24 protein-coding genes are annotated in these 23590 nt (G+C 68.2%); 16 read left to right on the forward strand and 8 right to left on the reverse strand.

Going from position 1 to position 23590, the window contains the following annotated elements; all coding sequences use genetic code 11:
• Positions 1 to 7: 7 nt before the first annotated feature.
• Positions 8 to 820 carry a DUF72 domain-containing protein gene (locus ABD104_RS12565; protein ID WP_087839547.1) on the reverse strand — a complete coding sequence of 271 codons (813 nt, stop codon included), beginning with the start codon at positions 818 to 820 and terminating at the stop codon, positions 8 to 10.
• 64 nt (positions 821 to 884) lie between these two features.
• Here ABD104_RS12565 and ABD104_RS12570 point away from each other — a divergent pair, with 64 nt between their 5' ends.
• Both ABD104_RS12570 and ABD104_RS12575 read left to right on the forward strand, forming a co-directional pair.
• Positions 885 to 1559 carry a uracil-DNA glycosylase family protein gene (locus ABD104_RS12570; RefSeq protein ID WP_343927618.1) on the forward strand — a complete coding sequence of 225 codons (675 nt, stop codon included), beginning with the start codon at positions 885 to 887 and terminating at the stop codon, positions 1557 to 1559.
• A gap of 13 nt (positions 1560 to 1572) precedes the next feature.
• Entirely contained in the window at positions 1573 to 1851 is a 279-nt protein-coding gene (locus ABD104_RS12575; protein WP_132980029.1) for an Rdx family protein, read from the forward strand.
• On the opposite strand, the gene ABD104_RS12580 is transcribed toward ABD104_RS12575, so the two are convergent.
• Positions 1852 to 2433 (reverse strand): nitrogen fixation protein NifQ, encoded by a 582-nt coding sequence (locus ABD104_RS12580; protein WP_087839463.1) that lies wholly within the window; start codon positions 2431 to 2433, stop codon positions 1852 to 1854.
• A gap of 57 nt (positions 2434 to 2490) precedes the next feature.
• Positions 2491 to 3411, reverse strand: a complete 921-nt coding sequence (locus ABD104_RS12585) for a YicC/YloC family endoribonuclease (RefSeq protein ID WP_279817638.1) — start codon at positions 3409 to 3411, stop codon at positions 2491 to 2493.
• Between the two features lie 204 nt (positions 3412 to 3615).
• Here ABD104_RS12585 and rph point away from each other — a divergent pair, with 204 nt between their 5' ends.
• From rph to ntrC, 6 genes are all read left to right on the forward strand, one after another.
• Positions 3616 to 4371 carry a ribonuclease PH gene (rph, locus tag ABD104_RS12590; protein ID WP_087839465.1) on the forward strand — a complete coding sequence of 252 codons (756 nt, stop codon included), beginning with the start codon at positions 3616 to 3618 and terminating at the stop codon, positions 4369 to 4371.
• 26 nt (positions 4372 to 4397) lie between these two features.
• Entirely contained in the window at positions 4398 to 4997 is a 600-nt protein-coding gene (gene rdgB, locus ABD104_RS12595; protein WP_087839466.1) for an RdgB/HAM1 family non-canonical purine NTP pyrophosphatase, read from the forward strand.
• Entirely contained in the window at positions 4997 to 6232 is a 1236-nt protein-coding gene (hemW, locus tag ABD104_RS12600; RefSeq protein ID WP_343927619.1) for a radical SAM family heme chaperone HemW, read from the forward strand. Before rdgB ends, hemW begins: the two co-directional genes overlap by 1 nt.
• Positions 6233 to 6599: 367 nt before the next feature.
• Complete coding sequence (gene glnA, locus ABD104_RS12605; protein WP_087839468.1) at positions 6600 to 8012, forward strand: type I glutamate--ammonia ligase; 1413 nt, start codon at positions 6600 to 6602, stop codon at positions 8010 to 8012.
• Between the two features lie 64 nt (positions 8013 to 8076).
• Positions 8077 to 9165 carry a nitrogen regulation protein NR(II) gene (glnL, locus tag ABD104_RS12610; RefSeq protein ID WP_087839469.1) on the forward strand — a complete coding sequence of 363 codons (1089 nt, stop codon included), beginning with the start codon at positions 8077 to 8079 and terminating at the stop codon, positions 9163 to 9165.
• Positions 9166 to 9215: 50 nt separating this feature from the next.
• On the forward strand, positions 9216 to 10733 hold the full coding sequence (gene ntrC, locus ABD104_RS12615) for a nitrogen regulation protein NR(I) (RefSeq protein WP_132980032.1): 1518 nt from the start codon (positions 9216 to 9218) through the stop codon (positions 10731 to 10733).
• Between the two features lie 32 nt (positions 10734 to 10765).
• On the opposite strand, the gene ABD104_RS12620 is transcribed toward ntrC, so the two are convergent.
• From ABD104_RS12620 to ABD104_RS12630, 3 genes are read right to left on the reverse strand one after another with little or no spacing between them, the layout of a single operon-like run.
• On the reverse strand, positions 10766 to 11662 hold the full coding sequence (locus tag ABD104_RS12620; RefSeq protein WP_343927620.1) for a ZIP family metal transporter: 897 nt from the start codon (positions 11660 to 11662) through the stop codon (positions 10766 to 10768).
• Positions 11663 to 11669: 7 nt separating this feature from the next.
• A complete protein-coding gene (locus tag ABD104_RS12625; protein WP_338618665.1) occupies positions 11670 to 12002 on the reverse strand; it encodes a superoxide dismutase in 333 nt (110 codons plus the stop codon).
• Positions 12003 to 12024: 22 nt separating this feature from the next.
• Complete coding sequence (locus ABD104_RS12630) at positions 12025 to 12930, reverse strand: LysR family transcriptional regulator (RefSeq protein ID WP_087839472.1); 906 nt, start codon at positions 12928 to 12930, stop codon at positions 12025 to 12027.
• Between the two features lie 100 nt (positions 12931 to 13030).
• On the opposite strand from ABD104_RS12630, the gene ABD104_RS12635 reads away from it, so the two are divergent.
• Genes ABD104_RS12635 through ABD104_RS12645 form a run of 3 tightly spaced genes read left to right on the forward strand, consistent with a single transcriptional unit; the run spans position 13031 to position 16284 of the window.
• A complete protein-coding gene (locus ABD104_RS12635; protein ID WP_243724564.1) occupies positions 13031 to 13774 on the forward strand; it encodes an SDR family NAD(P)-dependent oxidoreductase in 744 nt (247 codons plus the stop codon).
• Positions 13775 to 13808: 34 nt separating this feature from the next.
• Positions 13809 to 14786 (forward strand): Bug family tripartite tricarboxylate transporter substrate binding protein, encoded by a 978-nt coding sequence (locus tag ABD104_RS12640; RefSeq protein ID WP_165963208.1) that lies wholly within the window; start codon positions 13809 to 13811, stop codon positions 14784 to 14786.
• A gap of 49 nt (positions 14787 to 14835) precedes the next feature.
• Positions 14836 to 16284 carry an NAD-dependent succinate-semialdehyde dehydrogenase gene (locus ABD104_RS12645; protein ID WP_243724565.1) on the forward strand — a complete coding sequence of 483 codons (1449 nt, stop codon included), beginning with the start codon at positions 14836 to 14838 and terminating at the stop codon, positions 16282 to 16284.
• Here the strand turns inward: ABD104_RS12645 and ABD104_RS12650 are convergent, their stop codons facing one another.
• Complete coding sequence (locus tag ABD104_RS12650; protein ID WP_087839475.1) at positions 16285 to 17568, reverse strand: adenosylmethionine--8-amino-7-oxononanoate transaminase; 1284 nt, start codon at positions 17566 to 17568, stop codon at positions 16285 to 16287.
• Between the two features lie 99 nt (positions 17569 to 17667).
• Here ABD104_RS12650 and ABD104_RS12655 point away from each other — a divergent pair, with 99 nt between their 5' ends.
• Genes ABD104_RS12655 through bioD form a run of 3 tightly spaced genes read left to right on the forward strand, consistent with a single transcriptional unit; the run spans position 17668 to position 20956 of the window.
• Positions 17668 to 18870, forward strand: a complete 1203-nt coding sequence (locus tag ABD104_RS12655; protein ID WP_087839476.1) for an aminotransferase class I/II-fold pyridoxal phosphate-dependent enzyme — start codon at positions 17668 to 17670, stop codon at positions 18868 to 18870.
• Positions 18867 to 19535 carry an alpha/beta fold hydrolase gene (locus ABD104_RS12660; RefSeq protein ID WP_132980034.1) on the forward strand — a complete coding sequence of 223 codons (669 nt, stop codon included), beginning with the start codon at positions 18867 to 18869 and terminating at the stop codon, positions 19533 to 19535. The genes ABD104_RS12655 and ABD104_RS12660 overlap by 4 nt, the downstream gene beginning before the upstream one ends.
• Entirely contained in the window at positions 19532 to 20956 is a 1425-nt protein-coding gene (bioD, locus tag ABD104_RS12665; RefSeq protein ID WP_343927621.1) for a dethiobiotin synthase, read from the forward strand. The genes ABD104_RS12660 and bioD overlap by 4 nt, the downstream gene beginning before the upstream one ends.
• Before the next feature lie 9 nt (positions 20957 to 20965).
• Here bioD and ABD104_RS12670 read toward each other — a convergent pair whose 3' ends face one another.
• Entirely contained in the window at positions 20966 to 21880 is a 915-nt protein-coding gene (locus tag ABD104_RS12670) for a LysR family transcriptional regulator (protein ID WP_165963209.1), read from the reverse strand.
• A 250-nt stretch (positions 21881 to 22130) separates the two neighbouring features.
• Between ABD104_RS12670 and ABD104_RS12675 the strand changes: the two genes are divergently transcribed.
• Both ABD104_RS12675 and ABD104_RS12680 read left to right on the forward strand, forming a co-directional pair.
• Entirely contained in the window at positions 22131 to 22511 is a 381-nt protein-coding gene (locus ABD104_RS12675; RefSeq protein WP_165963210.1) for a RidA family protein, read from the forward strand.
• A 70-nt stretch (positions 22512 to 22581) separates the two neighbouring features.
• Positions 22582 to 23589: a Bug family tripartite tricarboxylate transporter substrate binding protein gene (locus ABD104_RS12680; RefSeq protein WP_343927622.1), complete on the forward strand. Its 1008-nt coding sequence runs from the start codon at positions 22582 to 22584 to the stop codon at positions 23587 to 23589.
• Position 23590 lies beyond the last annotated feature (1 nt).

The following is a 23590-nucleotide window of genomic DNA, read 5'->3' on the forward strand; positions in this document are numbered from 1 at the left end:
GCCGCGTTCAGCCCAGCCGCTCGATCAGGGCCATGGCGGCGGCCGGCGCCTTGGGCTTGAAGCCGTTGATCATGTAGACGAACACCTCGCGTCCCCGCGCGGCCTTGGCCGGCGAGCCGGCCAGGCAGGGCAGGTCGGCAGGCGCTTTGCCGCCGGCCCATGCCCGCGCGCGTTCCGCCCAGGCATCGAGATCGGCCGGCGCATAGCCCAGCTTGCGGTCTTCCCGCGCGCTTTGCAGCCGGACGTAGACGAACGGCGCCGTCACGTCGTGCAGGTGCGGCACGCCGTCCTTGTCCGCCACGACCGCCGCCACCTCGTGACGTCGCAGCAGATCGACGAAGGCCGGCACGGCGAAGCTCTCGTGCCGGACCTCCACCGCGTGGCGCAGCCGCCGGCCTTCGTATTCCGGAGGCAGCAGCGCCAGGAAGGCGGCGAAGTCGTCGGGATCGAACTTCTTCGTGGGCGGGAACTGCCAGTTGATGGGGCCCAGCTTGTCCTTCAGTTCCACGAGCCCGCTGGCCAGGAACTTGTCGATGGAGGGGCCGGCCTCGGCCAGCACGCGGCGGTTGGTGGCGAAGCGCGGGCCCTTGAGCGCGAAGACGAAGTCCTCGGGCGTCTCGTCGTGCCAGCGGGCGAAGCTGGCCGGCTTCTGCGTGCCATAGAACGTGCCGTTGATCTCGATGGAGGTCACGTGGCGGCTGGCGTACTCCAGTTCCCGGCTTTGCACCAGGCCTTCGGGATAGAAACTGCCGCGCCAGGGCTCGAACACCCAGCCGCCTATGCCCACGCGTACGGAAGACACGCTTTTCGCCTTGCTCATGCGCTGCTTCTCCATCGCCCCGGCCGACCCTACAATGCCGTTCCGGTTCTAGTTTCACCCCGCCATGCCCCTGGACGCCGAACAACTCGCCGCCTTCCGCCGCCTGGCCGCGGGCCTCGATCGCATCGATGCCGAGGCCTATGCCGCCGCCGGCCGCGATCCGCTCGTTCCTATTCTAGGTCTGGGGCCCGTCGATGCGCCATTGTGTTTCTTCGGCCGCGACCCGGGGGCGGACGAAGTCCGGCACGGGCAACCCTTCGTGGGCAGTTCCGGCCAGTTGCTGCGCGCCGAACTGCACCGCCATCTGGCGCCGGACGTGCCGTATTCGTTCGACGAAGGCTTGCGCGTCGGCGCGGGCTTCTTCTGGATCAGCACCGTGCCCTACAAGCCCTTGCACAACAAGGCGTGGTCGCCCGCGGTGCGGCGGCGCTTCCAGCCCTTGATCCGGCGCATCCTGGCGGCGCGGTGGCGCGGCGGCGATGTCATCACCCTGGGCAACGAAGCCTTCGAATGGTTCGGTATCGGCCTGGCGGGCGACGCACTGGCCGCCGTGCGCGAGTTCTGGCGGCGCGAGGACAAGTACGAGTCCAGCGTTGCCGTGCCCCTGCGCGCGCAAGGCGGCGAACGGGTCCTGCGCCTGCATCCCTTGCCGCATCCGTCGCCCGCCAATGCCCGCTGGAGGCCGCATTTCCCCCGGCTGCTGAAATCCCGGCTGGATGCGCTGCTGCCGTCCACCTGATGGAGGCCTTGGCATGAACGGACCCGCCATTTCGATTACCTATTGCACGCAGTGCCTGTGGCTGCTGCGCGCGGCCTGGATGGCGCAGGAACTGCTGTCTACCTTCGGCACGGACCTGGGGCAGGTCGCGCTGGTGCCGGGCACGGGCGGCGTCTTCCAGATCCGCTACGACGGCGAACTGATCTGGGACCGGAAGACCGATGGCGGCTTTCCGGATGCGAAGGTACTCAAGCAGCGCGTGCGCGACCGGCTGGACCCGGGGCGCGACCTGGGGCACGTCGACCGGTCCTAGCTAGCGCAGGCGTTTCGGGAAGCAGCGTCCGTATTCCTCGCAGCCCGGACAGCCAGGCGCGGGCTGCGGCGTTTCGCCCCGCGTGACGGCCATGTCGTACGCCAGGAATTTCTTCCAGCGCATGTCGCCGGTATTGCGTTCGGGCAGCCCCGGGAAGTAGCGATGCAGCGCACGCGTGACGTCGTCGCGCCCGGCCAGCCCCAGGTCGCGCCACAGGTGGTCGGGCCGCAGACAGGCGTGGGCGATGATCGTCGCCAGGCAGGCGACGTCGGCGGCGGGAAGCGCGGGGTTGCGCCAGGCCAGCATGTGGGCGCGCAGGTTGGCCGTGAACGGGGTGTCGGCCTCTGGCTGCGCCGGCAGCGAGGGAAGGAGAGCGCCCGGAAACCAGCGGGCGTACAGCTCCCGCAGCGCTTCCTGCGACAGCCCCAGCAGGGGCAGTTCGCGCCGGACTTCGCGGGCGGCCAGCAGGCGGGCGAAGAGGCGCGCGTCGAATGCGTCCGGATGCGCGGAGAAGGAAGCGAGCAGCGCGGTGCGGGCGGCGGGGTCAGCGTGCCCGGGCTGGGTGTGGGGCCGGTCGAGCAAGGCATTTGCTCCGATGGAAAGGCACAGAGCCAGGTCTGATGTCGTCTTTCTGACGCGTTACTCGATATTCTGCGCCTGTTCCCGCATCTGCTCGATCAGCAGCTTCAGATCCATCGCCGCCCGCGTCACTTCCAGCCCGCCGGCCTTGGATCCCAGCGTGTTGGCCTCGCGGTTCATTTCCTGGAACAGGAAATCCAGCCGCTTGCCGGCGCTGCCCTTGTCGGCCTTCTTGCCCGCGCCGCCCTTGCCGATCAGTTGCTTGAGCTCGGCCAGGTGCGAATGCAGGCGCGACAGTTCCTCGGCCACGTCGATGCGCAGGCCGAACAGGGTGGCCTCATGGGCCAGGCGTTCGGACAGCTCCTCGCCGCGGATGTTCTGGAAGCCGCCGGGGAAGGCGGCCTCGACCGTGTCGCGCAGCTTGCGCGCGAGCCGTTCGCGGTATTCGTGCACGAGCTGGGGCATGCGCTGTTCGACCTCGCCCACGATGGCGGCGACCGAGTCGGCGCGGTCGGCGATCATGGCGGCCAGGCGTTCGCCTTCGCGGTCGCGCGCTTCCTGCATCTGGGTCAGCGCTTCGGCGGCGGCGCGCAGGGCGGCTTCGCGCCAGGTGTCCTCCGATTCCTCGGCCGCCTGCACGCCGGGCCAGGACAGGAGTTCGGACAGGCGCGGCGGCTGGACGTCCGGGAGCACGGCCTGGACCTTGCGGAACAGCGTGGCGGCCTGTTCCAGCGCGGCGACGTTGATGGAGTCGGGGTCGGTGATGAGGCGGCGCTGGATGGAGGCGCGCACCTCGATCTTGCCGCGCGCCACGGACTTGGTCAGCAGTTCGCGCAGCGGCGATTCCAGCGCGCGCAGTTCGTCCGGCATGCGGAAGTGGAGGTCGAGGAAGCGGCTGTTGACGCTGCGCAGTTCGATGGACACCGAACCGTGGTCGGTGTCGGCGCGCGCGGCGCCGAAGGCGGTCATGCTACGGATCATGGCGAAGGCCTGTCAGGACGTGGGCAAGGCCGACGAGCACGGCGACAGGGCCGGTGCGTTTGTCGGCATGAGTCAGCATGATAAATCGCACGGGAAAGTTCGTGGGGCCTTGCCCGTACAATGTCCGCATCCGGCCGCCGCGGCGCGGCCCATGCGTCCTGGGCGCCGGTGCGCCGGCCCGCCCGCCGATCTGGAGTCTTTTTCATGAGCATTGCCCCTTCCGCAATCGCCCGGCCGTCCGGCCGCGGCCTCGCCTCGCTGCGCCCCGTGTCCCTGCAACGCGGCTACACCCGCTATGCCGAAGGCTCGGTGCTGGTGAGCTTCGGCGACACGCAGGTGATCTGTACCGCCAGCGTCGAGGACAAGGTGCCGCCGTTCCTGAAGGGCATGGGGCAGGGCTGGGTCACGGCCGAGTACGGCATGCTGCCGCGCGCCACGCACACGCGCGGCGGCCGCGAGGCGGCCAAGGGCAAGCAGACCGGCCGCACGCAGGAAATCCAGCGCCTGATCGGCCGCAGCCTGCGCGCGGTGTTCGACCTGGAGAAGCTGGGCGAGCGCACGCTGCACCTGGATTGCGACGTGATCCAGGCCGACGGCGGGACGCGCACGGCCAGCATCACGGGGGCTTTCGTCGCGGCCAGCGACGCCATCGCGCTGTTGATGGCGCGCGGCGCCCTGGCGGCCTCGCCCATCCGCGACCACGTGGCCGCGGTATCGGTAGGCATCTATCAAGGGCAGCCGGTGCTGGACCTGGACTACGCCGAGGATTCGCAGTGCGAGACCGACATGAACGTCGTGATGACGGGCAGCGGCGCGTATGTGGAAGTGCAGGGCACGGCCGAGGGCGTGCCGTTCTCGCGCCAGGAAATGGATGCGCTGCTGGGGCTGGCCGAGGCCGGCATCGCCGATCTCGTGCGCCTGCAGCGCGAGGCGCTGGCGCAGCCGTATCCGGGCCGCTGATGCCCGCGCGACCGGAGCGAACGACGATGGCAAGAAAACTGGTCCTGGCGTCCAACAACGCGGGCAAGCTGCGCGAATTCTCGTCGCTGCTGGCGCCGCGCGGTTTCGAGCTCGTGCCCCAGGGCAGCCTGGGCGTGCCCGAGGCGGACGAGCCCCACGTCACGTTCATCGAGAACGCGCTGGCCAAGGCCCGGCACGCCAGCCAGCTGACCGGCCTGCCCGCGCTGGCCGACGATTCCGGTGTGTGCGTGACGGCGCTGGGCGGCGAGCCCGGGGTCTATTCGGCGCGCTACGCGGCGCGCAATGGCGGCGAGAAGTCCGATGCCGCCAACAACGCGCTGGTGGTCGAGCGCCTGCGCGGCGCGCAGGACCGCCGGGCCTATTACTATGCCGCGCTGGTGCTGGTGCGTTCGGCCGACGACCCCCAGCCCCTGATCGGCGAGGGGCTGTGGTGGGGCGAGATCATCGAGCACCCGCGCGGCAGCGGCGGCTTCGGCTACGACCCGCATTTCCTGCTGCCCGGCCTGGGCCGCACGGCGGCCGAGCTGTCCGCCGACGAGAAGAACCGCATCAGTCACCGCGCCCAGGCGCTGGCGGTGCTGATGGGCAAGCTGGATACGTTCTGATGGCCCGCTCCATCGCGATCCGGCCGGCGGGGCAGGGGGCGCCCGCACCGCGCGCGGCCATGCCGTTCGCGCCCGGGCCCAGCCTGCTGACCAGCCTGCCGCCCCTGTCGGTATACGTGCACGTGCCGTGGTGCGTGCGCAAGTGCCCGTATTGCGACTTCAATTCGCACGCGGCGCCGGACGAGCTGCCGGAGGATCGCTACCTGCAGGCGCTGACCGCCGATCTGGACCAGAGCCTGCCGCAGGTCTGGGGGCGCAAGGTGGTGTCGGTCTTCATCGGCGGTGGAACCCCGAGCCTGCTGTCGGCCGCCACGATGGACGCCATGCTGGCGCTGCTGCGCTCGCGGCTGCCGCTGCTGCCCGACGCCGAGATCACGATGGAGGCCAACCCCGGCACGGTCGAGGCGTCGCGCTTCGCCGACTTCGCGGCCAGCGGCATCAACCGCATCTCGCTGGGCATACAGAGCTTCGACGACGACCGGCTGCGCGCGCTGGGCCGCATCCACGACGGCCGGGCCGCGCGCGAGGCGATCGCCATCGCGCAACGCCATGTCGAACGGGTCAACCTGGACCTGATGTTCGCGCTGCCTGGCCAGACCCTGGACGGCTGCCTGGCCGACGTCGAGACCGCGTTGTCCTTCGGGACGGAGCACCTGTCCCTGTACCACCTGACATTGGAACCGAACACGGTCTTCGCCAAGTATCCGCCCGAGCTGCCCGACGACGACACGGCCTTTGAGATGCAGGACCGCATCGAGGCGCGCCTGGCCGAGGCGGGGTACGACCATTACGAAATATCGGCCTATGCCCGGCCGGGCACCCGCTGCCGCCACAACCTGAACTACTGGGAGTTCGGCGACTACCTGGGCATCGGCCCGGGCGCCCACGGGAAGCTGTCCTTCCATGACCGCATCCTGCGCGAGGCGCGTGTGCGCAATCCCCAGTCCTGGATGGACGCGCTGCTGGACCCCGCGGCCGGCGCGACGCACCTGGCCGAATCGCGGCTGGTGGGGGCGGAGGAACTGCCGTTCGAGTTCATGCTGAACGCGCTGCGGCTGACCGACGGCGTGCCGGCGGCGAGTTTCGCCGAACGTACCGGCCTGAACCTGGCCACCATCGCAAGGCCGCTTGCCCGCGCCGTCGAACGGGGACTGCTGGACGAGGACCCGACCCGCATCCGGCCGACGCCGCTGGGCCGGCGCTTCCTGAACGACCTCCAGGGCCTGTTCCTGTAGCGCGCCGGGGACCGGGCGCTGCGCCCGCAAACGTGCACGCCGCGCCATCGCGCAGCACGTAAGCACTATTTTGGTGCAAAATACCTCGAATATTCCCGTTTGCACCATTATTGGGAATTCTTAGTCGGGATTTGCGTCATGATGGTGCGAGGCCTGACATCTCCGCCGTCCCGCCAATATGCGAGAATGCCGCGCCGTCCTGCGCAAGCGGGCCGGGAAAGCGGTCCGGGCCGATGCTGGCACGGAAGCTGCTTAATTTGATGCGCAACGGTTCAGCCCAGATCGCTTCCGGTCGCGCTGTGTGCACTATCGAGAACGCTTGAGCCTCCGGGAGCCGGAGGCGGTTACGAGACTATCAGGAGCCCTAATGGCAACGCCCAAAGACGTCCTCAAGATGATTGCGGACAACGAGGTCAAGTTCGTTGACTACCGTTTCACCGATACGCGTGGAAAGGAACAGCACGTGTCGGTGCCGTCCCACACCGTGGACGAAGACAAGTTCGAAACGGGCCACGCTTTCGACGGCTCCTCGATCGCCGGCTGGAAGGGCATCGAAGCCTCGGACATGCTGCTGATCCCCGAGCCCTCGACCGCCCGCATGGACCCGTTCCGCGAGGAATCGACCCTGATCCTGACCTGCGACGTGGTCGAGCCTTCCGACATGAAGGGCTATGACCGCGATCCCCGTTCGCTGGCCAAGCGCGCCGAAGCCTACCTGAAGTCCTCGGGCCTGGGCGACACCGCCTACTTCGGTCCCGAGCCCGAGTTCTTCGTGTTCGACGGCGTGACCTGGAACGTCGACATGTCGGGCTGCTTCGTCAAGATCAAGTCGGAAGAGGCCTCGTGGTCCACCGGCATCGACTATGACGGCGGCAACCTGGCCCACCGTCCGTCGGTCAAGGGCGGCTATTTCCCCGTCCCGCCCACCGATTCCTTCCAGGACCTGCGTTCGGAAATGTGCCTGCTGCTGGAACAGCAGGGCGTGCCGGTCGAAGTGCACCACCACGAAGTGGCGGGCCCCGGCCAGCTGGAAATCGGCACCAAGTTCTCGACCCTGGTGCAGCGCGCCGACTGGAACCAGATCATGAAGTACACGATCTGGAACGTGGCCGCCGCCTACGGCAAGACCGCCACCTTCATGCCCAAGCCCGTCGTTGGCGACAACGGCTCCGGCATGCACGTCCACCAGTCCATCTGGAAGGACGGCCAGAACCTGTTCGCGGGCAACGGCTACGCCGGCCTGTCCGAATTCGCGCTGTACTACATCGGCGGCATCATCAAGCACGCCCGCGCGCTGAACGCCATCACCAACCCCGGCACGAACTCGTACAAGCGCCTGGTTCCGCACTTCGAAGCCCCGGTCAAGCTGGCCTACTCGGCCCGCAACCGCTCGGCCTCGATCCGCATCCCGTACGTCGCCAACCCGAAGGGCCGCCGTATCGAGACGCGCTTCCCGGATCCGCTGGCCAACCCGTACCTGGCTTTCTCGGCCCTGATGATGGCCGGCCTGGACGGGGTGATGAACAAGATCCACCCCGGCGACCCGGCCGACAAGAACCTGTACGACCTGCCGCCCGAGGAAGATGCGAAGATCCCGACCGTGTGCTCGTCGCTCGACCAGGCCCTGGAAGCGCTCGACAAGGATCGCGAGTTCCTGACCCGTGGCGGCGTGTTCAGCAACGCCATGCTCGACGCCTACATCACCCTGAAGATGGAAGAAGTCACGCGTTTCCGCGCCACGACCCACCCCGTCGAGTTCGACATGTACTACGGCCTCTGATCAGGACCTGATCAGTCGTCGGCAACGAAAAACGGGGCGTTCGAACGCCCCGTTTTTATTGGCCATGACCCATTTGCAGCCAGATCCTTCCCCTTATCCGGCCGACGCCTTTGCCGCGTTCGAGCTGCTGTCCAGCGCCATCCTCGTCATCGACGACGACGGCCTGATCCGCTATGCCAACGCGCCGGCCGAGGACTTGTTCGAGGTCTCGGTGCGGCAGTTGTACGCGGTCCAGGCCGGCGACCTGTTCCGCGACGGCGAGCAGCTGCGCCAGTCGCTGGAAGAGGCCCGCCGGCACCTGTTCGCCGACAAGCGGCAGATACTGGAGATCGATCGCCTGGGGCGCGAACCGACCCAGGTGTCGGTGACCGTGGTCGCGCTGGACGGCCAGCCGTGGCCGGCGCTGATCGAGTTGCGCGAGATCGAGCAGCAGCTGAAGGTGGACCGCGAGGAGCGCCTGCTCGAGCAGGCGCAGGCCAATCGCGAGCTGCTGCGCAACCTGGCGCACGAGATCAAGAATCCGCTGGGCGGGCTGCGCGGCGCGGCGCAATTGCTGGAAGCCGAGCTGTCCGACCCCGCGCTGATCGAATACACCCAGGTCATCATCCAGGAGGCCGACCGCCTCCAGACCCTGGTGGATCGCCTGCTGGTGCCGCACCGCGCGCCGCGTATCGTCGGCGACGTCAACATCCACGAGGTGTGCGAACGCGTGCGGTCGCTGGTGCTGGCCGAGTATCCGAACGGGCTGCGCATCGTGCGCGACTACGACGCGGCGATTCCCGAGTTCCGGGGCGACAAGGCGCAGTTGATCCAGGCTGTCCTGAACGTGGTGCGCAACGCCGCCGAGGCGCTGTCGGCGCGTATCGCGGCCGGCGATGCCGAGATCACGCTGCGCACCCGTGTGGCGCGTCAGGTCACGCTGGCCAAGCAGCGGTTCAGGCTGGCATTGGAATTGCATGTGATGGACAACGGTCCGGGGATTCCCCCTGAATTGCTGGACCGGATCTTCCACCCGCTGGTGTCCGGACGTGAAGGCGGCAGCGGGCTGGGGTTGACCTTGACTCAGACTTTCGTGCAGCAGCACGAGGGTGTGATCGAATGCGACAGCCGGCCGGGACTGACTGATTTCCGCCTGCTGTTGCCCCTACCTTGACCGAAGAATTGGATGGATTTTTTTTCCCGAGCGTACCTAGGAAGGCAGCGATGAAACCGATCTGGATCGTAGATGATGACCGTTCGATCCGCTGGGTGCTCGAAAAAGCCTTGGCCCGCGAGAACCTGCCCAGCCGCAGCTTCGGTACGGCGCGCGAGGCCCTGGACGCCCTGAACGACGACGTGCCGCAGGTGCTGGTGACCGACGTCCGGATGCCCGGCGCCGGCGGCATCGAACTGCTGCAGGCGGTCAAGCGGCGTTTCCCGGCGCTGCCCGTCATCGTCATGACGGCGTATTCGGATCTCGAGAGCGCGGTGTCGGCTTTCCAGGGCGGCGCCTTCGAATACCTGCCCAAGCCCTTCGACGTGGATACCGCGACCGAACTGATCCGGCGCGCCGTCGAGGAAAGCCTGCGCGAGGAGGCCTCGGCCGACGAGACCCTGGTCGGCACGCCCGAGATCCTGGGCCAGGCGCCGGCCATGCAGGAAGTGTTCCGCGCCATCGGCCGCCTGTCGCAGTCGCAGGTCACGGTCATGATCACCGGCGAGTCGGGCAGCGGCAAGGAACTGGTGGCGCGCGCACTGCATCGGCACAGTGCCCGGGCCTCCGGCCCCTTCGTGGCGATCAATACCGCCGCGATTCCGCGCGACCTGCTGGAGTCCGAGCTGTTCGGCCATGAGCGCGGCGCCTTCACCGGCGCGCAGAGCATGCGCCGCGGCCGCTTCGAGCAGGCCGATGGCGGCACGCTGTTCCTGGACGAGATCGGCGACATGCCCGCCGAATTGCAGACGCGCCTGCTGCGCGTGCTGTCGGACGGCAGTTTCTATCGCGTGGGTGGGCACAGCCCGGTGCATGCCAACGTGCGCGTCATCGCGGCCACGCACCAGCCGCTGGAAGAACGCGTCAAGCAGGGCCTGTTCCGCGAGGACCTGTTCCACCGGCTCAATGTGATCCGGCTGCGCCTGCCGCCGCTGCGCGAGCGGGCCGAGGACATCCCGCTGCTGGCCCGCCATTTCCTGGCGCGCAGCGCGCGCGACCTGGGCGTCGAACCCAAGCGCTTCACGCCCGCCGCGCTGGCGGCCTTGTCGCGCTTTCCGTTTCCCGGCAACGTGCGGCAGCTCGAGAACGTCTGCCACTGGCTGACCGTGATGGCGCCGGCGCAGACGGTGGACGTGCAGGACCTGCCGCCCGAGCTCCTGGAGAAGATGCCGGCCGACGGCCATGCCGCGCCGGCGCCGGGGGCCGCCGCCACGGTGCAGGCGCTGACGCCGGAGCGTGGCGTGCTGGCCGCGCCGGGCGCCGAGGCGGCGCGCACCGCCGGTGGCGTCGCCGTGGCCGAACGCCCGAACCCGTGGCTGAGCGGCCTGCAAAGCGACGTCGAGCAACGGCTTCAACGGGGCGAGCCCGACATCATGCAGACCCTGACCCGCCAGTTCGAAAGCATGCTGATCGCGACCGCGCTGCGCGCTACCCGAGGCCGCCGGATCGAGGCGGCGCTCAAGCTGGGCATCGGTCGCAACACCATCACGCGCAAGATCCAGGACCTGGGGCTGGACGACGACGATTGAGCCGGCGGCGCTGGCGGCGGCCGGCCGTGCCGTCAGCCCAGCGCCGTGTCCAGCAGCATCATGATGACGAAGCCCACCATCAGTCCGCAGGTGGCATAGACCTCGTGCCCCTTGCGGTGCGACTCGGGGATGATCTCGTGGCTGATCACGAACAGCATCGCCCCGGCCGCGAAGCCCAGTCCCCACGGCAGCAGCATCGCGGAGTAGGAGATGACCGAGGCGCCGACGACGGCCGCGATCGGCTCGACCAGCCCTGTCAGCGCACCCAGCACGAACGCGAAGCCCTTGCTGTAGCCGATGCCCAGCAGCGCGACGGCGACGACCAGCCCTTCGGGCACGTCCTGGATCGAGATGCCCGTGGTGAGCGCCGAGGCGCGCAGCGGATCGGTGCCGGCGAAGGCCACGCCTATGGCCAGGCCCTCGGGCAGGTTGTGCAGGGCGATGGCGAACACGAACATCCACGTGCGGCGCACGGCCAGGGGCGAGTGCTTGCCTTCCACGCCCTTGATGAAGTGCTCGTGGGGCAGGTAGCGTTCCATCGCCAGCAGCAGGGCGGCGCCCAGCAGGATGGCCGCGCCCATCATCATCCCCGCGCCCCAGGGGCCGGCACCTTGCAGCCTTGCCGCTTCTATGCCCGGGACCACCAGCGAGAAGGCGCTGGCCGCCAGCATGACGCCCGCGCCGAAGCCGAACAGGCTGTCCTGCACGCGGTCGGACAGGCGTTGGGAGAACAGCACGGGCACCGCCCCCAGCGCCGTTGCGCCGGCGGCCATCATGCCGCCTATCAAGGCTTCCAGCACCACCGGGTCGGTGGCCATCCGCACCCACAGTTGCCGCCCCAGCACGGCCAGGCCCAGCAGCGCGATGGCGGCGCCCACGGTCCTGCGCAGCACCTGTCCGGAGGAAGCGGTCCGGCTGGCCGTCGTCATGGAAGCCTCAGCTTTGGACCTGTTGGTAGCGCCGTTCGACTTCATCCCAGTCCACCACGTTGTAGAAGGCGGCGATGTATTCGGGACGCCGGCTCTGGTAGCGCAAGTAGTATGCATGCTCCCACACGTCCAGACCCAGTATCGGGGTGTTACCAGCCATGAGCGGCTGTTCGGGTTGTCCGTGCTTTCCACGGCCACCTTGCCTTGTGGCTTCACGCTCATCCATGCCCAGTCGCTGCCGAAGCGTGCCAGCGCGGCCGGCGTGGCCGCCGACATTGTTGCGGATGGCCGTGCGCAGGGGCTCGGGTGCCAGGCCGATACCGGCCACCAAGGCTTCCACGGAAGAGGCGGCATCCGTCCCATTAACGCTGAGACGTGAGCCGACGCAGGACGTCCAGAAGCTTCACCGCAGGCTGGGGCAATAGCCCGTGGCTTCGCCGATAGACCTGCAATTGGCGGCGCTTGACCACGCCGGCCACCGGTAGCCGGTCTATCCAGCCAGCCTGCCGTTCCGGCTCGTACAGCGGTTCAGCCAGCCATCCGAGGAAGCCGCCGTGCGAAATCAGGCTCTTGTTCGTGATGTTCGAGCGGGTCTTGACGATTACCTCCGGCATGGGCAATCCGGCCTTGGCGAACTCTTTGGACAAGTCCTCGTAGGGGGCGGTCCCTTCGGGCGAGAGTACCCACTTGTAGTCCAGGGTGTCTGCCAGGGTGATGACGTTGTTGGCGCGGAGGGGATGTGACGGGGCCGCGACGATGTAGCTCGCGTCTTCCCAATGGCAATCCGGGATTGCGCAGATATCGGGGCTGGCCGGCATGGAAGCGCCCACGGTAAGGTCGACCTCCCGGTTGACGAGCGCATCGACGAGCACGTCGGCGATTCCTTCGACGATATGCACCTGCAGCTTGGGCCATTGTTCCAGTACCTGGGCGATGGCTTGAGGCAGGATTTGTCCGACCGCGCTGGCGATCGCACCGACGCGGATCGTACCGCGCGCCAGGCCGCGCAGTTCGTCGATTTCTTCGGTAGCGGCCTCGGCTTCTTTCTGGATCAACGCGGCGCGGGGCAGCAGGGTCTCGCCCGCGGCGGTCAGCTTCATGCCGGTCAGGTAGCGCTCGAACAGCGGCATGCCGATCTGCTCTTCCAGCTTGCGTATGGTCCGGCTCAGGGCCGGCTGGGTGATGTTGAGTTTCTGGGCTGCGCGCCCCAGAGTGCCGTACTGGGCAACCGCAAGAAAGGCATCGAGGGGGCGGATGTGGATGGTCATGCCGAAACTTAATGGCGCCCACCGGAAAAAGCAATATTCAGTGCCGCTCTGCCTTACGCATACTCCGCGCATCGTAAACGAGGAGCCAGGAGCGCAAGCAGTGAGGAGCATCATCGTTACAGGAGCCGCCAGAGGCATAGGGCTGGCGTTCGCACGACGTTTCGCGGCCGACGGGTTCGACGTCGCCATTCTCGATAGCACGGGCGCCGAGCAAGCCGCGGCATCTATGGCGCGCGAGGGACTGAGCGCTACCGGCTATTCCGGCGACGTGACGGAGGAGGCGGATTGGATGCGCATCGTCGAAGACCTGTCCGCGAAAGGGAATGCGCTCTACGGACTGGTCAACAACGCGGCGATGTTCGCGAGCCTGCCCATGCAGCCGTTCACGCAGATTTCCAAGGAAGACTGGATGCAGGTCATGGCGGTCAATACCGCGGGTCCGTTCCTGGGCATCAAGGCATGTTCGCCAGCCATGCGAGCGGGCGGCGGTGGGCGTGTGGTGAACATCGCGTCCACCTCGCCCTTGAAGGGCGTGACCGGGATGCCTCACTACGTGGCCAGCAAGGGCGCGGTGATCGCGCTCACGCGAAGCCTGGCCAGGGAACTGGGCCCAGCGGGCATCACGGTCAATGCGATCGCCCCGGGATTCACGCTGTCGGACGGCATCCTCACGAACAAGGAGCATGTCGATCAGTTCCGCGACGTGGGCAAGAGCGCGCGGGCGTTGAAGCGGGACCAAATGCCGGAAGACCTGGTCGGCGCGGCTTCGTTCCTGCTGGGGCCCGATGCGGCATTCATGACGGGTCAGACGCTCGTCGTCGATGGTGGAGCCATTTTCGTCTGATCACAAAAACCATCAGAAACCTGGAGTCGAGACCATGAAAAAAACAATCACGGCCGCTGCCGCGGCATTCATGCTAGCGAACACGCCGGCCTTTGGCCAGGCGTCGAAATATCCTGCCAAGCCGGTCCGCATCGTGTCGGCGTTTTCCACTGGATCGGGGGCCGACGCGATGTTGCGCATCGTGGCCGATCGCCTGTCCAAGGCATGGGGCCAGGCCGTCGTCGTCGAGAACAAGCCAGGGGGCACGGGTTTCATCGCGGCCGCCGACGTCATGCGCTCGCCAGCCGACGGCTATACGCTCTTCCACGCGGATGGCCTCAACTTCACCGCGGTGCCGCATCTCTACAAGAAGATACCCTACGACGCCCAGAAGGATTTCGTGCCGGTGATTCCTTTGCATCACAGCAACTTTTTCATCGCCGTGTCGTCGCAGTCGAAATGGAACAGCGCCGGCGATCTGCTGGCAGCGGCGAAGGCAGCCCCCGGCAGGGTGACATACGGCTCCTGGCAAATCGGGAGTGTGGCGCATTTGGCGGGTGCGGCATTGGAGACCGCCTCGGGCACCCATATGACGCATGTTCCGTTCAAGGACGTAGGCCAGCTGTATGCCTCGGTAGCCAACGGCGACGTCGATTGGGCGTTCGGGACGCCGGGCAGTGCCGGTCCTTTGCAGCAGGCAGGCAAGCTCAAGTTCATCGGCTGGGCCGGCACGGAGCGTCTTGCCACCTATCCGGACGTGCCGCTGGTTGGTGAAAGCGGCGGGCCGGCGGGGTTCCAGGTGTCGGGATGGGTGGGGCTGTTTGCGCCGGCAGGTACGCCCAAGACGCTGGTCGATCAGGTCAACAAGGATGTGACCGCCCTCTACAGCCAGGCGGACATTCCGCCGAAGATGATCCAGTTCGGCTACATGCCGCTGCTGATCAAACCTCAGGAAGTCTCGGCGCTGATCCGCAAGGAGTCCGAGGCTTACGCGAAGATCGTGAAGGAAAACAACCTGACGCTGGACCAGTAGGCGCGGTCGTGTCCGGACCGACCGTCGGGAAATCTTTGAGGATGGAATCTTGAAACTGGGAAATACCGATACATACCGGCAGCCGGAACTGCTGATCGGGGGCGATCCCCGGGGGCTCGATGGCCGGGATGCCATGCCGGTCGTGAATCCGGCGACCGGCGGTGCGCTGTGTCTGCTTCCGCTGGCAAGCCGGCAGGACCTGGACGATGCGCTTGAAGCCGCGCAAAGGAGCTTCACGGAATGGAGGCGGGTGGCGCCGGTCGATCGGGGGCGGATCCTGCGCCGGGCGGCCGACCTGATGCGCGGCAGCGTCGAGCGGATTGCCCGGCTGATCACCCTGGAGGTCGGCAAACCCATTGCCGAGTCCCGCCAGGAGGCGGCGCTGGCCGCGGAGACGCTCGACTGGTTCGCGGAAGAGGGGCGCCGCGCGTATGGGCGGATACTGCCATCGGGACTGGGCAAGACCCAGTTCATGGTGGTCAAGGAGCCGGTGGGGCCCGTGGCGGCATTCGCGCCCTGGAATTTTCCAACGGTCAACGCGGCCCGCAAGATAGGTTCGGCGCTGGCGGCTGGGTGCCCCTGCATTCTGAAGCCAGCGGAAGAGGCACCCGCGGCGGCGCTGGAAGTGGCCAGGGCACTGCTGGAGGCCGGCCTGCCGCGCGGAGTCCTGTCTGTCGTGTTCGGCGTGCCAGCGGAGGTTTCCGAGCATCTTCTGGCATCGCCGATCATACGGAAGGTGTCCTTCACCGGATCCATTCCCGTCGGGCAACATCTGATGAAACTCGCCGCGGCCTCCGGCAAGCGGACCACCATGGAGCTGGGCGGACATGCGCCGGTGCTTGTGTTCGGCGATGCCGATGTCGAGCAAGCGCTGGATTTGGCCGTTGCCTCGAAATACCGGAATGCCGGCCAGGTGTGTGTAAGTCCGACACGTTTTTATATCCACGAAAGCATCCATGAACGCTTTGTCCAGGGTTTCGAGCAGCGGGTGCGGACCATTTCGGTAGGCGACGGGCTGGCCGAAAGTACCCGCATGGGGCCGCTAGCGCACGATAGGCGCAGGGCTCCCCTGGAAAGCCTGATCGAAAATGCGCTGGGCGGCGGCGGCCGCCTCGTCAGCGGTGGCAAGGCCATCGAGTCGGGTGGTTATTTCTTCGAGCCGACGGTACTCGCCGACGTGCCGGAGTCCGCCAGGGTGATGAACGAAGAGCCTTTCGGCCCCCTGGCGCTGTTGAACGCCTTCACGTCGACGGACGAGGCGATCGCACGGGCGAACCGGCTGCCATTCGGCCTGGCAGCATACGCCTTCACCCGCTCGACGGACGTGGTGAGGCGGGTATCCCAGGAGGTCGAGGCCGGCATGCTGGGTATCAATTCCTTCATGATCTCGGTTCCCGATGCGCCATTTCTGGGAATCAAGGAAAGCGGCCATGGTGCTGAGAATGGCATCGAGGGGCTCGAAGCCTGCCTGGTGACCAAGCTGGTTTCCGTGGCTTGATCAGGATGCGGGTGCGTGCATGCCCCGCACGATGCCCACCACCGCGGCGACCAGGAAATCCAGGTCGTCCCGGCCTATGGTGAAGGCCGGCGTCAGGTAGACGATGTTGCCGAAGGGCCGTACCCAGACGCCGGCGTCGACCAGCCTGGCACGCAGGGCGTCGCGGTCGAACGGTCCGGCCAGCTCGACCGCGGCGATGGCGCCCAGCACGCGGACGTCGCGCACCCACGGCAGGTCGCGGCAGGGAGCGAGGCCGGCTTCCAGCGCGCGGGACAGGGCCGCCACCTGTTCCAGCCGCGGTTCGCGTTCGAACAGGTCCAGCGAGGCGTTGGCGGCGGCGCAGGCCAGGGCGTTGCCCATGAAGGTGGGGCCGTGCATCAGGGCGTGGCCGGGATCGTCGGACCAGAAGCCGTCGAACACGCGTTGGCTGGCCACGGTGGCGGCAAGCGGCAGGGTGCCGCCGGTCAGGGCCTTGGACAGCGTGATGATGTCGGGCCGCGCATCGGCCTGCTCGAACGCGAACATCGTGCCGGTGCGGCCGAAGCCGGTGAAGATCTCGTCGTAGATCAGCAGCAGGCCGTGGCGGTCCGCCAGCGCGCGCAGGCGGGCCAGCACTTGCGGCGGGTGCATCAGCATGCCGCCTGCGCCCTGGACCAGCGGTTCGACCAGGATGCCGGCCAGTTCGTGGGCGTGCCGGCGCAGCAGCGCGTCCAGCTCGGCTTCCGAGGCGTCGTCGCGCGGCAGCGGGGCGATCACGTGTTGGGTCAGGAGGCCGTGGAACAGGCTGTGCATGCCGTCTTCCGGATCGCAGACCGCCATCGTGCCGAAGGTGTCGCCGTGGTAGCCGCCGCGGAAGGCCAGGAAGCGCGAGCGCTGGCGCTCGCCCTGGTTGAGCCAGAACTGCACGGCCATCTTCATCGCCACCTCGACCGCCACGGAGCCCGAGTCGGTGTAGAACACGCGGTCGAAACCCGGGCCCAGCAGCGCGCACAGGCGCTGCGCCAGCCGCGCGGCGGGCTCGTGCGTCAGCCCGCCGAACATCACGTGGGGCATCGCATCGAGCTGGCCGCGCACGGCCCGGGCGATGGCGGGATGGTTGTAGCCATGGCAGGCGGTCCACCACGAGGCCACGCCATCCACCAGGCTGCGGCCGTCGGCCAGTTCGATGCGGCTGCCGTGGGTACGGACCACGGGCAGCGGCGGCGCGGCGGTCTTCATCTGGGCATAGGGCAGCCAGACGTGGCGGGCGCCGTCGGCGACCCAGGCGGATGGGGGTGTGCGCATGTTCGTCCTGCGCCGGCCGCGGCGCCAGGCCGGGCCGGTCGTTCCTCTACAATGACATGCATTCTACGGTGCGGGCGTCCCCAGGCGCATCGCCGGACCATGTCTATATTCGATTCCCTGTTCGCCCAAGAGCTCGACCGCGCGGTCCAGCGCCAGACGCGGCGCCGTTTGCGCACCACCGCCGCGCCGCGCGGCGGGCGCGTGACGTTCGAAGGCCGCGACGTCGTCGATTTCTCCAGCAACGATTATCTGGGCCTGGCCGGCCACCCCTTGCTGGCCGAACGCGTGGCCGAATGGACCGCGCGCCATGGCGCAGGCGCGCGCGCCTCGCGCCTGGTGTCGGGCAACCTCGACCTGCACCTGGCCGTCGAGGCCAAGCTGGCCCGTTTCAAGGGCACCGAGGCGGCGCTGCTGTTCGCCTCGGGCTGGCAGGCCAACGCCGCCGTGCTGCCGGCCTTGCTGCGCCTGCCGGGCCAGGGCGACCCGCTGGTGTTCTGCGACCGGCTGAACCATGCCAGCCTGCACCACGGCTGCCAGGCCGCCGGCGTGCGGCAGATACGTTTCCGGCACAACGATCTCGATCACCTCGATGCACTGCTGGCCGAGCGGGCCGGCCAGCCCGGCCCGCGCCTGATCGTGACGGAAAGCGTGTTCAGCATGGATGGCGACCGTACCGACGTGGCGGCGCTGTGTCGGGTGGCCGAACGCCACGGCGCCTTCGTCTACCTGGACGAGGCCCACGCGACCGGCGTGCTGGGGCCGCGGGGGGCCGGGCTGGCAAGCCTGGGCGACGGCAGGGTCGATCTGGCCATGGGCACCTTCAGCAAGGCCATGGGCGGTTTCGGGGCCTACGTGGCGGGATCGCGGCAATTGTGCGACTACCTCGTGAACACCTGCTCGGGGTTCATCTACACCACCGCCTTGCCGCCGCCCGTGCTGGCCGCCATCGATGCCGCGCTCGATCTGGTGCCCGGCATGGAAAGGGAAAGGCAGCGGTTGGCGGGGCTGGGCGACGGACTGCGGCGGGCGCTGGCGGACCAGGGCCTGGAGACGGGCGCTTCGTCGACGCAGATCGTGCCCGCCGTCGTGGGTGAAGCGGGCGCGGCGCTGGCCCTGAGCGACGGCCTGCGCGAGCGCGGCCTGCTGGCGGTGGCGATCCGTCCGCCCACGGTGCCGGCGGGCACGAGCCGGCTGCGGATCGCGCTCAGCGCCGCGCATGATGAAGAGGACGTGGGGCGGCTGGTCCGCGCCATCGCCGACCTGCGCACGCAAGCCGCGAGCGCGAGCGGAGGCCGGTCATGACCGGCGGCGCGCGCCTGCCGCTGGTGTTCCTGCATGGCTGGGGATTCGATGCCTCGACCTGGGCGCCCATGCGCGCCCACCTGGACGGCTGGGAGGTCCATGCCGACGACGCAGGCTATTTCGGGCCAGCCGTGGCCGCCGAACGCCCGGCCGCCTACGTGGCCGTGGGGCATTCGCTGGGCGCCATGCGCGGCCTGGAAGACGAGGGCGGTGGTTGCCGCGGCTTCGTCCTGATCAACGGCTTTGCGCGTTTCGCGGCCTCCGGCGATTTTCCCGCGGGAGTCGCCCCCAGGGTGCTGGACCGCATGCTGGCCCGTCTGGCGGCCGATCCCGTCGCCGTGGTGGGCGAGTTCCGCCGGCGCTGCGGTGCCGATGGCGCCGTCGATGCGGCTAAGCTGGACGAGGCCGCCCTGGCCGCCGGCCTGCGCTACCTGCGTGAAGGCGATGCGCGCGCGGCCTGGGCCGGCCGGCGCGTCCCGGCCTGCGTCCTGGCGGGCGACGCCGATGCGGTCGTCACGCCGGCGCTCACGGCTGCCTCGTTCGGGGACCGGGTCTCGTGGTGCGCCGGCGGCGGGCATTTGCTGCCCCTGACGCATCCCGAGTGGTGCGCCGGCCAGGTCCGCGCGTTCGCGAGTGAACTGGCAAGCGCCGTGGACCACGCATGACGGGGCCGGTCCATGGGCGAGTGGTGGCGCGCCGCTTCGGCGATGCGGCGGGACGCTACGAACGGCACGCGGGCTTGCAGCGCGACGTGGCCGAAGAACTGGCCGCGCGCATCGCCCGCCTGCCGCTGCCGGAGCGCCCGCGCATCCTGGAGATAGGTTGCGGCACGGGATTCCTGGCCCAGGCCCTGGCGCGCCGGCTGGGGCCGGCATGCTGGACGCTGACGGACGTCTCGCCCGCCATGCTGGAGACCGCACGGCGGCGCCTGGCACTGCCCGGCACATGCCGTTTCGCGGTCATGGACGGCGAGCATCCCGATACGGGACTGGGCGAATTCGACCTGATCTGCTCCAGCATGGCGGTGCAATGGTTCGGCGACCTGGACGCGGGGCTGGCGCGGCTGGGCGGCCTGCTGGCCCAGGGCGGCTGGATGGCGGTGGCCACGCTGGCCGACGGTACCTTCGCCGAGTGGCGCGCGGCGCATGCGGACCATGGGATGGATGCCGCGGTCCGCGACTATCCCCGTCCGGCGGACATCGGCGCCGCGCTGCCCGGCCTGCGCCGTTTCATGCAGGCCGAAAGACGGGTGCAGCCGCATCGCGACGGCATGGCGTTCCTGCGCGGGCTCAAGGCGATAGGCGCGGATGCGCCCGCGCCGGGCCGCCGTCCGCTGCCGCCCGCGATGTTCAAGCAGATACTGCGCAGTTTCGACACACGGGGGGCAAGCGTGACCTACCATCTGGCCTACGGCACCTGGAACAAGAGCGACGCGCCGCGCGGCGTATTCGTGACCGGCACCGACACCGGCATCGGCAAGACGCTGGTGTCGGCGGTGCTGGCGCACGCCTGGCAGGCCGACTACTGGAAGCCTCTGCAAACCGGCGTGGCGACGGAGCCCGACGACACCGGCACGGTGGCACGGCTGGCCGATCTTCCGCCCGAGCGCATCCACGCGCCCCACGCGGTGCTGCAGGCGCCGCTGTCGCCCTGGGCGGCCGCGCGCGAGGAAGGCGTGACCCTGGACATGGCCGGCATCGAGCTGCCCGACACGCGCGCGCCGCTGGTCGTGGAGGGCGCCGGCGGGCTGCTGGTTCCCATCGACGACCGCGCCACCATGATCGACCTGATCGTCCGCCTGGGGCTGCCGGTGGTGCTCGTGGCGCGCAGCACGCTGGGCACGCTCAATCACACGCTGCTGTCGCTGGAGGCGCTGCGCGCGCGCGGTATCCCGGTGGCGGGCGTGGTGATGAGCGGAGAGCCCTCGGCCGGCAACCGGCTCGGCATCGAGCAGTTCGGCAAGGTGCGCGTGTTGGCCGAAATCCCGCATCTGCCCAGGGTCGATGCCGACGCGGTGGTGGCCCTGGCGCGCGGCATCGAGCCGCTGGACCGGGTGCTGCGGGCGGCCGGAACCGCGCGCGCCTGAAACCGGCCCTCAGCGCCTGCCGGCGTCCTGGCCGTACAGCATGCGCACGTGCTTGCGCATGTGCTGGAGATAGGCGCTGACCGCCTGCGGCAGGCGCCGGCGGCCCAGCACGCAGACGTCCACGCAGGTCTTGCCCAGGATGGGATGCGACAGCGGGATGCTGACCAGGTCGCCCGCATCCAGTTCATGATGGATGGACATGTGCGACAGGATGGTGATGCCGCCCTGGTTGCGCGCGTAATTCTTCATGGCGGCGATGGAGTTGGTCACCATGGCGGGTGCCACCCGCAGGCGTTCGCCCGCGCAGATGGAGTCGATCAGCCGGCGTATGCCGAAGTCCGAGGCAGGCAGCGCCGTGCGGTGGTTCATCATCTCGCGCAGCGAGATCGCCTTGCGGCGCGCCAGTTCGTGCGTGGGCGCCATCACCGCCTCCAGCGGCGCCGAAATGCGCAGCGCGCATTCGATGGCGTCGTGCGGCGTGGGGGTGAACGCCAGGCCAAGGTCGGCGTCGCCGCTGGTGACCGCGGCCAGCGTGGTCTCGGTGCCGGCCACGACGATCTCGAAGGTCACGCCGGGATAGCGCTGCTGGAACCCGGCCACGGTCTGGGTCACGAACTCGATCTGGCCTTCGGTGGAATACAGCTTCACGTGGCCGTTGCGCAATCCCTTCAGCGCCTCGAGCTCGGCCAGCATGCGCCGCTGGCCGTGCAGCACTTCCTCGGCATAGTGCAGGCAGACCTCGCCCGCGGGCGTCAGCACGACGCCGCGGCTGGACCGGTCCAGCAGCTTGATGCCCAGTTCGCCTTCCAGGCGCTTGATGTGCTTGCTCAGGGCCGATGGCGCGATGTCGAGCCGCTCCGATGCTCGCCGTATGCCCTTGCATACCGCGACTTCATAGAAGCTGGCCAGGTCAGCCGGATTCATGCAGGTTCCCCATGTCGGTGCCGTGCACCGGCCTCGTGCGACCGGTGTCCAAGGATGTAGCGTCGCATGCCCCGGTCTCGTGCGGGTGTTCTCGTATCGAGAACATGGTGTGCGTGTCCCTTGTCTTGTTGGGGGGAAGGGATCTCCCGATAATTTTTTTGCCGCCGAGCCGCCCGGCAAGACCGGCGCCAACGTGGCGCAGCAGCCGGGCGGTTCGTCCGTTTCCCGCCAGTCATTATCGAGGCCCCTCATGTCCACAAGCAAGATTTTCATGTCCGACGCCGTCGCCAAACCCAAGGCGCCGCTCTCGCACGCGGTCGTCGCCGGAGACTTCGTCTTCGTCTCGGGCACCACGCCCTTCGACGCCAATCGCGAGCTGGCGCCGACCTTCTCCGAGCAGATGCACCAGGTGATGAAGAACCTCAGGCAGATCCTGGGCGAATGCGACAGCTCGCTCGACAAGGTGGTCAAGGCCAACGTGATCCTGACCGACATCAGCCGCTTCAACGAGATGAACGAGATTTATCGCGGCTATTTCCAGGAAGGCAAGTTTCCCGCCCGCACCACCATCGAGGCACCCCTGGCGATCGCCGGGATGATGCTGGAGATCGAGGTCGTGGCGACCCGCTAGGCCGGCTGGCGGCGCACGGCTCCCGCGCGCCGCCGATGCTTCTTTCCCTTTTTCGCTCAAGGTATCGAACATGAAGATGTCGTTGAGTTCGTCGCTTTTCGCGCGGCGCGCCACCGGTGCCGTGCTTGCCTGCGCCGCCGCGGTCTGTGCCGCCACTGCCACGGCGGCCGACACCTATCCCAGCCGTCCCATCAAGATCATCGTGCCTTTCGCCGCCGGCGGCGGCAGCGACGTGACTGCGCGGCTGATCGGCAGGAAGCTGCAGGAGGCCTATGGCCAGGCCGTCGTCGTCGAGAACCAGCCGGGCGCCAGCACCCAGATCGCGACCCGCAACGTGATCCGGTCGGCGCCCGACGGCTACACGCTGCTGCTGGCGACTACTTCGGTCGTCAACAACACGCACCTGTATCCCAAGCTCGACTACGACGCCATGAAAGAGCTGGTGCCGGTGGTGGGCATCGTCGACGTGCCGCCGTTCCTGGCCGTGGGGCCCGGCATCAAGGCGACCAACGTCAAGGACTTCATCGCCGAGATCAAGGCCAAGGCCGCCACCGAGAAAGGCGTGACCTTCGGTTCGGCCGGCCCCGGCAGCACGCTGCACCTGGCTTCCGAATGGCTGGTCAAGCAGCTCGGCATCAAGGCCGTGCATTCGCCCTACAAGGGCAGCGGCCCGGCATCGGTGGCGCTGGCGCAGGGCGACATCGACTTCAGCTTCGACAACATCCCGCCGCTGCGTCCCATGGTGGATGCGGGCAAGGTGCGCCTGTTGATGGTGGGCGCGCGCAACCGCTTCCCGAGCACTCCGGCGCTGCCGACCCTGAAGGAGTCGGGACTGCCGGACGAGGAACTGTCCAGCTGGTTCATCCTGATGGCGCCGGCGCAGACCCCGCCCGCCGTGGTCGCGTCCATCAACAGCGAGGTGAACAAGATCCTGAAGAAGCCGGACGTGCGCAGTTCGCTGATCGATCTGGGGCTTGCGCCCATGGACACCTCGGTGGACGATCTGAAGAAGCGCATGAGCAATGACTTCAACATGTGGGGCGGCATCATCAAGGATGCCAAGGTGACGCTGGAGTGAG

Origin of the sequence: Pigmentiphaga daeguensis (genome assembly GCF_039523035.1) — a bacterium.
Taxonomy (GTDB): Bacteria; Pseudomonadota; Gammaproteobacteria; order Burkholderiales; family Burkholderiaceae_B; genus Pigmentiphaga; species Pigmentiphaga daeguensis.

Excerpts from the sequence above, each read along its gene's own strand:
- ABD104_RS12680 (WP_343927622.1), top strand. The coding sequence starts at position 22,582 with ATGAAGATGTCGTTGAGTTCGTCGCTTTTCGCGCGGCGCGCCACCGGT.
- glnL (WP_087839469.1), top strand. The coding sequence starts at position 8,077 with ATGACCCATTTGCAGCCAGATCCTTCCCCTTATCCGGCCGACGCCTTT.
- ABD104_RS12565 (WP_087839547.1), bottom strand. The coding sequence starts at position 820 with ATGAGCAAGGCGAAAAGCGTGTCTTCCGTACGCGTGGGCATAGGCGGC.
- ABD104_RS12675 (WP_165963210.1), top strand. The coding sequence starts at position 22,131 with ATGTCCACAAGCAAGATTTTCATGTCCGACGCCGTCGCCAAACCCAAG.
- ABD104_RS12575 (WP_132980029.1), top strand. The coding sequence starts at position 1,573 with ATGAACGGACCCGCCATTTCGATTACCTATTGCACGCAGTGCCTGTGG.
- bioD (WP_343927621.1), top strand. The coding sequence starts at position 19,532 with ATGACGGGGCCGGTCCATGGGCGAGTGGTGGCGCGCCGCTTCGGCGAT.
- ABD104_RS12630 (WP_087839472.1), bottom strand. The coding sequence starts at position 12,930 with ATGACCATCCACATCCGCCCCCTCGATGCCTTTCTTGCGGTTGCCCAG.
- ABD104_RS12620 (WP_343927620.1), bottom strand. The coding sequence starts at position 11,662 with ATGACGACGGCCAGCCGGACCGCTTCCTCCGGACAGGTGCTGCGCAGG.
- ntrC (WP_132980032.1), top strand. The coding sequence starts at position 9,216 with ATGAAACCGATCTGGATCGTAGATGATGACCGTTCGATCCGCTGGGTG.
- ABD104_RS12570 (WP_343927618.1), top strand. The coding sequence starts at position 885 with ATGCCCCTGGACGCCGAACAACTCGCCGCCTTCCGCCGCCTGGCCGCG.
- ABD104_RS12650 (WP_087839475.1), bottom strand. The coding sequence starts at position 17,568 with ATGCGCACACCCCCATCCGCCTGGGTCGCCGACGGCGCCCGCCACGTC.
- ABD104_RS12660 (WP_132980034.1), top strand. The coding sequence starts at position 18,867 with ATGACCGGCGGCGCGCGCCTGCCGCTGGTGTTCCTGCATGGCTGGGGA.
- ABD104_RS12585 (WP_279817638.1), bottom strand. The coding sequence starts at position 3,411 with ATGATCCGTAGCATGACCGCCTTCGGCGCCGCGCGCGCCGACACCGAC.
- glnA (WP_087839468.1), top strand. The coding sequence starts at position 6,600 with ATGGCAACGCCCAAAGACGTCCTCAAGATGATTGCGGACAACGAGGTC.
- ABD104_RS12655 (WP_087839476.1), top strand. The coding sequence starts at position 17,668 with ATGTCTATATTCGATTCCCTGTTCGCCCAAGAGCTCGACCGCGCGGTC.
- rph (WP_087839465.1), top strand. The coding sequence starts at position 3,616 with ATGAGCATTGCCCCTTCCGCAATCGCCCGGCCGTCCGGCCGCGGCCTC.
- rdgB (WP_087839466.1), top strand. The coding sequence starts at position 4,398 with ATGGCAAGAAAACTGGTCCTGGCGTCCAACAACGCGGGCAAGCTGCGC.
- ABD104_RS12640 (WP_165963208.1), top strand. The coding sequence starts at position 13,809 with ATGAAAAAAACAATCACGGCCGCTGCCGCGGCATTCATGCTAGCGAAC.
- hemW (WP_343927619.1), top strand. The coding sequence starts at position 4,997 with ATGGCCCGCTCCATCGCGATCCGGCCGGCGGGGCAGGGGGCGCCCGCA.
- ABD104_RS12670 (WP_165963209.1), bottom strand. The coding sequence starts at position 21,880 with ATGAATCCGGCTGACCTGGCCAGCTTCTATGAAGTCGCGGTATGCAAG.